At 62.3% G+C, this 6,762-nt stretch carries 8 protein-coding genes; 5 read left to right on the forward strand and 3 right to left on the reverse strand.

Translation table 11 applies throughout. From position 1 onward, the window contains the following. Positions 1 to 1,296: PAS-domain containing protein (locus WCB02_RS17400; RefSeq protein ID WP_423959865.1), on the reverse strand; the 1,296-nt coding region annotated here is incomplete at its 3' end. A gap of 398 nt (positions 1,297 to 1,694) precedes the next feature. On the opposite strand from WCB02_RS17400, the gene ppk2 reads away from it, so the two are divergent. From ppk2 to WCB02_RS17415, 3 genes are all read left to right on the forward strand, one after another. Then, positions 1,695 to 2,621, forward strand: a complete 927-nt coding sequence (gene ppk2 / locus WCB02_RS17405; RefSeq protein ID WP_423959866.1) for a polyphosphate kinase 2 — start codon at positions 1,695 to 1,697, stop codon at positions 2,619 to 2,621. A gap of 367 nt (positions 2,622 to 2,988) precedes the next feature. Continuing rightward, a complete protein-coding gene (locus tag WCB02_RS17410) occupies positions 2,989 to 3,186 on the forward strand; it encodes a hypothetical protein (RefSeq protein WP_423959868.1) in 198 nt (65 codons plus the stop codon). 77 nt (positions 3,187 to 3,263) lie between these two features. Next, the gene (locus tag WCB02_RS17415; protein WP_423959870.1) at positions 3,264 to 3,725 is read left to right on the forward strand and encodes a GcrA family cell cycle regulator; all 462 of its coding nucleotides are present in this window, start codon (positions 3,264 to 3,266) and stop codon (positions 3,723 to 3,725) included. 151 nt (positions 3,726 to 3,876) lie between these two features. Here WCB02_RS17415 and WCB02_RS17420 read toward each other — a convergent pair whose 3' ends face one another. After that, positions 3,877 to 4,839, reverse strand: a complete 963-nt coding sequence (locus WCB02_RS17420; protein WP_423959872.1) for an SDR family NAD(P)-dependent oxidoreductase — start codon at positions 4,837 to 4,839, stop codon at positions 3,877 to 3,879. A 231-nt stretch (positions 4,840 to 5,070) separates the two neighbouring features. Here WCB02_RS17420 and WCB02_RS17425 point away from each other — a divergent pair, with 231 nt between their 5' ends. Next, the gene (locus WCB02_RS17425; protein ID WP_423959874.1) at positions 5,071 to 5,199 is read left to right on the forward strand and encodes a hypothetical protein; all 129 of its coding nucleotides are present in this window, start codon (positions 5,071 to 5,073) and stop codon (positions 5,197 to 5,199) included. A gap of 257 nt (positions 5,200 to 5,456) precedes the next feature. On the opposite strand, the gene WCB02_RS17430 is transcribed toward WCB02_RS17425, so the two are convergent. Beyond that, complete coding sequence (locus WCB02_RS17430; RefSeq protein ID WP_423959875.1) at positions 5,457 to 5,657, reverse strand: hypothetical protein; 201 nt, start codon at positions 5,655 to 5,657, stop codon at positions 5,457 to 5,459. Positions 5,658 to 6,335: 678 nt separating this feature from the next. On the opposite strand from WCB02_RS17430, the gene WCB02_RS17435 reads away from it, so the two are divergent. Next, the gene (locus WCB02_RS17435; protein ID WP_423959877.1) at positions 6,336 to 6,542 is read left to right on the forward strand and encodes a hypothetical protein; all 207 of its coding nucleotides are present in this window, start codon (positions 6,336 to 6,338) and stop codon (positions 6,540 to 6,542) included. The last annotated feature ends 220 nt before the right edge of the window (positions 6,543 to 6,762 follow it).

Consider the following 6,762-nt stretch of genomic DNA (forward strand, 5'->3'; position numbering starts at 1 on the left):
CTCGGCGAGATAGGCGATCTGCTGCTCGTTTTGCCGTCGCTCGGTGATATCTTCGTGGGTCGAAAGCCAACCACCCCCGGACATCGGTTGCCGGACGATGGAAACGATACGCCCGTTCGCCAATTCCTGAACGCGCCGGCTCGGCTGATCGCCGATGTTCTCATCTTCCGGCAGCGCGAAATTCGTGCCCCGCAGGCGACGATGCTGGAAAACCTGCCGCAAGCTCGTTCCGGGCGTCACCTGATCAGGCTCCAGATGGTAGATTTCCGCGTATCTGCGATTGGAAATCACAATTCTCCGGTCCCCGTCGTACAGGCAGAGGCCCTGCGCCATGTTGTTGATCGCGGCATCGAAGCGCTGGTTGGCCTGCGCAAGCTTGACCGCATTGGCCGCAAGCCGTCGCGTCATCTGCCGGATCAGGAGTCCCGCCAGGATGATGGTGACCAGGATGATCGAGGTCTCTGCAATCTCATGAAGGGCGCGGCGGCGCCACGGCCCCAGGATCTCATCGGTGGATTCGGCGACCGCGACCACCAGCGGGTAGACCTCGCTGCGGCGGTAGGAGTTGATCCGCACGATCCCGTCGATCATGGCCTTGAGCTCGATGGTATCGGCAGACGCGTGTTTGAGCGCCTTGACGATCTTGCTCTGCGACATGTCCCTGCCGATATTGGCTTCGACGAAAGGCCGCCGCACCAGCAATTTGTCTTCGCCCGAGATGAGCAGGACGCTTCCGGTCGTCCCGATCTGGATCTGATCGTAGAATTTCTGAAAGTATGAGAGTTCGACATGGGCGGAGACGATCCCGCCAAAGCTTCCATCGGGCTTGTTGTAGCGCCGGGAAATCGGAATCACCCAGCGGTTCAGGATCCGTCCGAACACGGGGCGACCGATGAAGATGGCTCGATCGTCGTTGTCGACGTGGACCCGAAAGAAATCCCGGTCTGAAATATCGACATTCGGCTTGTCGACCCATGAGCTGATGAAGATGATCCCGTGCTGATCGGTGACCGAATAGGCCAAGAGCTGCGGCAGCCGCTGGATCTCTTCGTGGAACCAGCGCGTCACCCGCTTGACGCCGTCGCCATCCTGCCGGTCGGTGGTCTCCAGTTGCGCGACGAGTCCGGCCAGCACCGCGTCCACGCCGCGAAAGGTCTGGTCGGCGTGCTGCGTCAGCGACATCGCCAGGTTCGCCAGATCGGTCTTGCCGTCTTGCAGGGCCTCCGCGCGTTGCGTGAATATCCTGGAGGCTTCGAGGCCGGCAATCAGGCCGCACACCGCAAGGACAAACAGCATGATCGCCGACGCCTCGGAGAAGCGCCGTGCCACAGCCCTCACAAATGCGCGAACGAATATCATCCTCAACCCGGATCGTGTCGGGCTGCCAAGATAGCTTTGCGCTCCTGATTGGCAGGCTAAAAACGTTGGTTGCCGCCGTGTAAAGGCGGAGTCTTTTTCCTGGCCCGGGAGTAACCGGGTACGAAAACGCCGAAAATCCTCCCGTAGTTTCACGGCGTGATGACTGCGGGCCACCGCAATCGGCGTCGCGACGCGCCTCGGGGGCTCTTATGTGCAAGACCGGGCTTGCCCCGGACATCTGCCGCGGCCGGCGGCCGGCTGTTATGGTCTGTCACACCAGCGTCAAACGTCGGATGAATTTTGGGACCCGGCTTGCGACCAACAGAGGATGCGACATGCCCCCGTCCGATGCGACCAGCGACCAGGCCTTGCGCGAGCTCATCGGCGCCGACTTTCAGGATAGTCTCGACGAAGAACTCGAGCTCGAGCTCGAGGACGGTCAGCTCGATCGCTTCCGGGCGATCAAATACGCCCATGAGCGTCACCCGACGATCGACCGCACGCTTTATTTCCGCGCGCTATTTCGCCTGCAGGGCGAACTGGTCAAGCTGCAGGACTGGGTCCAGCACAACAACCTCAAGGTCGTTGTCATCTTCGAGGGCCGCGACTCCGCCGGCAAGGGCGGCGTCATCAAGCGGATCACCCAGCGCCTCAATCCGCGCGTCTGCCGCGTCGCGGCGCTACCCGCACCCAGCGAGCGCGAGCGCACCCAATGGTACTTCCAGCGCTATGTTTCGCATCTGCCGGCCGGCGGCGAGATCGTGCTGTTCGATCGGTCCTGGTACAACCGCGCCGGGGTCGAACGCGTGATGGGATTTTGCACCGAAGACCAGGTCGAGGAGTTTTTTCACTCGGTACCCGAATTCGAGCGCATGCTGGTTCGCTCCGGCATCGTCCTGATCAAATACTGGTTTTCGATCACCGACGACGAACAGCAATTCCGCTTCCTGATGCGCATCCACGATCCGCTCAAGCAATGGAAGCTCAGTCCGATGGATGTGCAGTCGCGCAGCCGGTGGGAGCAGTACACCAAGGCCAAGGAGGAGATGCTGCATCGGACCCATATCAAGGAGGCGCCATGGTGGGTCGTCGAGGCCATCGACAAGAAGCGCGCGCGGCTCAACTGCATTTCGCACCTGTTGAGCCAGCTTCCCTATGGCGAAATCAGCCACCAGGCGGTGGTTTTGCCGGGCCGCGCCCACGATCCCGCCTATCACCGCGAGCAGATCCCACCCGACATGTACGTCCCCGCGATCTTCTGAACCGATCCAAAGATTGCAGGTCAGGATCATCGCAATCTGCGGACGACAATTGGCCTGATTGCATCGGCGCCGCCGCGCCGAATCCCGCGCGGGGGTACGCTACCTCCACGTGAACTATGCGCGCGTTGCGCGAAGCCGCGCCCCGAATCGGGACAGCGCCTGAAACCGCGTCATTTGCGGTCGAAGGCGAGCCGCTGCACCCCGGCCTTCCGGCCGGCGTCGCCTTGCGCGCTCGCGATTCGCATCATTTATAAGTAAAATCAATATCTTAACCAAGAATGCCAGATTTCCTGTACAACCCAATGGAATCTTAATAGAGTCCTAAAAGTTACTTTTCAGTACAGGCATTAAAAGTTAGCGTTTTGGCATGGCCACGGAAAAAGCCGAGACTGACCGAATTCCCGTAACCTTGGCGCTTTCGACCATCGCCTATCTCGAAAAACTTGTGAGACAGGGCACCCACGGAACCAGTGTTCCAGGCGTCGCCAGGACGCTGATCGAGGAAGGCATCCGGCTCGCCATCAAGGACGGGCTGCTGTCGATCCGCGACAACGGCAAGGCGTAAGGAGGTTCAGGTGCAGGCGGTAGGATCGAGCGCGAGGCCAAGAGGATCCGGAAGGGATCAAACTTGGGACCCAAAACATGACGATTCAGCCGACATGGACCACCGAACGATTAGAACTCCTGAAGAGCGGATTTGAAGCAGGGCTGTCCTGTCGTGAAATCGCAGCGCATATCGGCGTCAGCCGCAATGCCGTGATCGGCAAGATCTCCCGGCTCAACCTGACGCGCGACAAAGGCGGCGTCAGAGGCCCGGCGCGAAAGGAGCCGCCGAATAACGGGCAGCGGCCGCGCGCCACCACGCGGCTGCGGCATCAGATCCTGCGCGCGCTGCCGTTCGTGGAGCCCGAGCCCGCGGCCGACGAGCCGCAGATCCACAACGGACATTCCTGCTCGCTGTTCGAGCTCAGCAAGGAAAAATGCCGCTGGCCGATCAGCACGCCGGGGGCGGCGGATTTCTGCTTCTGCGGCAACACCCCGCTGGAGGGGCTGCCCTACTGCGCGGGCCACAGCCGGCTCGCCTATCGGGTCGGCTCCCGCTAGATGGGCGATGACTTCAAGATGAGGTCATCGCGCACCGGCTTTTTTGTTTGAGCATGATCGCCGTCCCTGCGCTTCAGTCGGCAGACTCTTTTGACACGACGGGGAAACGAACGTGGTTCACGATGGTCGATCGCGCCGGTAACGACGTCACTCACCCGAGCCGCCAGCCGACCTCCTTGGCAAGGTCCTGATAGAACCCCTCGGTGTACGCGCGTTCCGGCGCCTGGCGGACCAAGGCGTCGAGCTTCTCGGCGTCCTGGCCGACCAGGATGCGCCAGTGCCCGGCCTTGACGCCGTCGAGGATGATCTTGGCCGCCTCGGCCGCGGTGGTTGGCGCGTCGTCGCGGAAGCTGCGCGCGCGATCGAGCGCAAGGGCCTGGATATCCTCGTCCGACATGGCCGCGACATCGACGCCGAGCCCCGTCAGGCGCTGGCGGGCCTGCAGGATCTCTTCGGGATTGAGCCGTTCGCTGCCGATCAGCACCTTGCGGGTGTTCGAGACGATGGAGGTACCGATATGCCCGGGCATCACCACGGAGCACTTGATGTGCGGCGCGTTGAGCCTGAGATCATTGATCAGGGCTTCGGTGAAGCCCTTCACCGCGAATTTCGCGGCGCTATAGGCGGTGTGCGACACGCCCATGCCGATCGAAGCCCAGAAGCCGTTGACGCTCGAGGTGTTGATGATGTGGCCTTCGTCGGCCTTCATCAATAGCGGCAGGAAGGTGCGGACGCCGAGATAGACCCCGCCCCAGCAGATGTTGAAGGTGCGCTCCCACTGCTCGCGGCTGTTGGTGAACAGGCTGCCGCCGCCGCCGATGCCGGCGTTGTTGAACAGCAAATGGATCTTGTCGGTCGACTGCTGGTCGGCGAGCTCGTCGCGAAACCGCTGCAACTGATCCTCGATCGAAACGTCGGCGATATGGGTGGTGACGCGCAGGCCCTGCGGCAGCTTCTCGGCTTCGCAGAGGCTCCTGGTCTCCGCCATCGCCTCCGCCGAAACATCGCAGAGCGCGACATTGCAGCCACTGGCCACCAGCTGCCGGGCCAGTTCGCGGCCCATGCCCGTGCCGCCTCCGGTAATGACAGCGATCTTCCCGGCAAAATCCTTCATGAAACGCGCCTTTCGATTGTCAACGGTGGATAGATGCGAGCGCGGCGGTCCAGCCTTTTTCACCCGCCGAGCCGGAGCGAGGCAACCCCCATCCCCGGTGGAAAACGCTTCGCGCCGCACAACGCAAGAAGCTCGTGCGAGAGGTAGCGAGCGCCACGAACGCAACTTATATTTGAACCTGGGCCGGGGGGCGCAGACTTAACCTTCAGGAGAAGCTGACAGGAGGCTCTCATGATCCGTTGGCATGACAGCATGGTCGAACAACCCCAAAACGAAAGCGGGCTATACGCCACCGGCTGGACCATCAGCGGACTGGCGGTGATCGGCACCATTGTCGTCGTCTGGATTTTGGGAATCTAGGGATCGTCCCGGGCCTGTTCCGGTCGACCGGCAGCGTGCAGTCCATAGCTCTCCCCGCCCCCTGAAGACGTCGCGACAATATTCGGCCAAAGCCTGCTCCGCCGAGGCTGATCCTTGCAAGGCCGAAACCGGACGGCGACGACGGTTTTCGGACCGACAGCCTTCGAGCGCCACGCGTTGACGAAGCCGCAACGGCGGCGGCTCGAACAGGCGACGCTGCTTTGCGAGCCGGCCCTCTAGAGCTCTCGCGCCGTCATTCACTTCGGCGAAGCCAGCCCCGGTGACGATAGCCACTGATTGATATGCGCGGCGGTCTCCGCCTGCCGGGCCTGGCGCAAGAGATTCTCGCGTTCCGGACCCGGCGGCAACCGCTTGGCCCGCTCTCGCAGGGCTTTCGCCGCGTCGGACAGCCGTTGTTCGAACGAGGTGGTCGGCCTGGTTCTTCTTCTGCGCTGCATGACGACCTCCATCCACAGTTCTGCACGCTAGTGGGCTGAAGCTTAGAGCGACCGCGCGGCCGCAGTCGGTCCGGTCCCCGACCGAACAACCTCCTCTACACGCGGTTGCGATCAGCGGAGACGGCCAAGGCCGCCGTGACGGCCTTCGTCTGAACGGCCCCGGCGCACGGGGGGTGCCGGGGCCGCAGACGGCGGCTGGGCTGAGGAGAAGGGAGCCGCCGCCCGAATGAAACGAACGGCAAAGCCGCTTGGATGACCGCAGGGAGCTGGGCCGAATGATATTTTATTCAGCGGAGCGCGCGCGTGGCTGGGGCTCCGTTGCGACCGGTTCCGCACCGCGCCCCAGATCCTGCCAGGCCAGCGCAACTCGCAGCCATTGCAGCCGGTCCATTTCAGTGGCGAACGCCGCCTTTCGCATCGCCGCGCGCGCCTCGCTTTTATGATCGTAATCGCTACCCATCCCACTGATCGTTGCAGCCGATTGCGCGCGGATTGAGGAATTGGACGACCGTACAAATACGGTCTTGGATCTGCAGCGCCACACTGACCCTGGGCGGCTGCGGCGGCGGCGATCAATCTCGCCCTCTCCGAGCACCATCCGCGGCGGGACGCGCCGGGAACAATCAAACGCGCCGACGGTTCGAAACGTCAGGCTACGACAACCGCGCAGGAGCCGCCATGTCCGACGACAGCGAGATCGAATGGCACAGGGAGCAGATTGCGAAAAACCGCGCCGTGCTGGAGGAATTGCAGGCCGGCAACATGGCCGGCACCGATGTCTTTCCCGAGACCCAATCCGAAGTCGATCGTCTCAAGGCCCAGATCGAACAATCTGAACTGATCGTCGCCGGCCATGAGAAGCAGCACCCGGAAGCGGGGTCCTGAGCGCGGCGGGCTCGGCACGACCACTGGCCGTCACGCCGGCCAACCAATCCAACTTGAGCAGCAGATCGCTCCCGACAATGGATATGAAATTCGCTTCATCCTGGAACGCGGTCGACCAAGAGATGTTCGCCGCTTAAGGGGCGAGCCGAACAACTGAGGTTGGCACCATGAAGAAGATTGTGAGCGCGATCCTGTTTGCACTGACGATGACAGCGTTGCC

The sequence above is a fragment of the Bradyrhizobium sp. genome, assembly GCF_049581145.1.
Lineage (GTDB): Bacteria > Pseudomonadota > Alphaproteobacteria > Rhizobiales > Xanthobacteraceae > Bradyrhizobium.

What these genes read in the sequence shown, in the direction of transcription:
- WCB02_RS17430 (WP_423959875.1), bottom strand. Translation starts at nt 5,657, where the DNA reads ATGCAGCGCAGAAGAAGAACCAGGCCGACCACCTCGTTCGAACAACGG.
- WCB02_RS17415 (WP_423959870.1), top strand. Translation starts at nt 3,264, where the DNA reads ATGACGATTCAGCCGACATGGACCACCGAACGATTAGAACTCCTGAAG.
- WCB02_RS17435 (WP_423959877.1), top strand. Translation starts at nt 6,336, where the DNA reads ATGTCCGACGACAGCGAGATCGAATGGCACAGGGAGCAGATTGCGAAA.
- WCB02_RS17420 (WP_423959872.1), bottom strand. Translation starts at nt 4,839, where the DNA reads ATGAAGGATTTTGCCGGGAAGATCGCTGTCATTACCGGAGGCGGCACG.
- ppk2 (WP_423959866.1), top strand. Translation starts at nt 1,695, where the DNA reads ATGCCCCCGTCCGATGCGACCAGCGACCAGGCCTTGCGCGAGCTCATC.
- WCB02_RS17425 (WP_423959874.1), top strand. Translation starts at nt 5,071, where the DNA reads ATGATCCGTTGGCATGACAGCATGGTCGAACAACCCCAAAACGAAAGC.
- WCB02_RS17410 (WP_423959868.1), top strand. Translation starts at nt 2,989, where the DNA reads ATGGCCACGGAAAAAGCCGAGACTGACCGAATTCCCGTAACCTTGGCG.